Origin of the sequence: Paucilactobacillus suebicus DSM 5007 = KCTC 3549 (assembly GCF_001434475.1) — a bacterium.
GTDB lineage: Bacteria > Bacillota > Bacilli > Lactobacillales > Lactobacillaceae > Paucilactobacillus > Paucilactobacillus suebicus.
In genome coordinates this window covers 1-1194 of record NZ_AZGF01000067.1, presented here as the reverse complement: position 1 = coordinate 1194, position 1194 = coordinate 1, and the positions used below count along the sequence as shown (strand labels likewise).

Sequence of the window (1194 nt, the reverse complement as noted above, 5' to 3'; positions counted from 1 at the left end):
AAGTGCAACACTTGATAACTAGACCAATTAGACTAGCTTAAAAGGCCATGAAGGCCTATTCTTATTATTAACGACAAAATCAACAGATAAGGATAGGTGTCTTCATGACCCAAACTAAGAATATCATGCCTAAGCATTACCAACAACTCCAATCTTTTGAACGCGGTCAAATTGAGTCCCTGACTCGATTAGGATTTGGCGTTCGTCAGATCGCCAGCCGGCTTCACCGGAGTCCCAGCACCATTTATCGCGAATTAAAACGCGGGTTAACCACCCAGATTGATTCCCAGAAACATCGGTCATATCAGGGCTACTTTGCCGAGCGCGGGGCGGCTTACTATCGAGAACAGCGGGCCACGTGTCACCCCAAAGGTTTACTGCAGCGGGCTGCCGTGTTCTTCAAGTCCCTGCCGAAAGCTTTAAAAGCTAAGCCACGAGTTTTCAGTGTCGATACGTATGTCCACTATTTCAAAGCTCATTACCCGGGCTTTCCCTGCCCATCAACGGCTACGGTCTATCGGTATATCGAGGCTGGCAAGCTCCCGGAGCTTCACAACTATGATTTACCCATGAAGCTACGTCGCCGCGTTAAACGCCCGAATCACCGACATGCCCGCCTGAATAAAAAACGGCTTGGACAGTCTATTGAAGACCGGCCCGCAGTGGTTCGGAAACGTCAGGAGTTGGGCCATTGGGAAAGCGACTTAGTGAAAGCCAAACGGGTTGAGTCCGAACCAGCTTTAATGACGTTAACCGAGCGAGTTAGCCGGATGGAAATTATCGTTAAATTGCCTGATTACCGGGCAGAGACTTGCCGGCAAGCCCTCCAAGATACGATTGATGATGACGGTGCAGAAAACTTTCGGACGATCACGTTTGACAACGGCTCGGAATTCGCTAGTTTAAATCAGGTTCAAGGAACGGAAATCTACTTTGCCCATCCATATTCTCCCTGGGAACGGGGCACTAATGAGAATGTGAATGGTCAATTAAGAGAGTTCTTCCCAAAGGGGCATTCCTTTAAAAACCTCTCATTAGTGGATCTGCAGTTGGTTCAAGACACGCTGAATCACCGTCCCCGCCGCTGTTTAAGCTATAGTTGTCCAGCGGATGTTATGCCACAACTGGTTTAACTTTCTAGACCAATTATAAGAATAGGCCATTAGTGTTGCACTTAACTTGACAATTGAGGAA

1 protein-coding gene is annotated in these 1194 nt (G+C 47.7%); it reads left to right on the top strand.

The features are described 5' to 3' along the window. Positions 1-104: 104 nt before the first annotated feature. Positions 105-1133, top strand: coding sequence for an IS30 family transposase (locus FD16_RS12435; RefSeq protein ID WP_010623354.1), 1029 nt, complete (start codon positions 105-107; stop codon positions 1131-1133). The last annotated feature ends 61 nt before the right edge of the window (positions 1134-1194 follow it).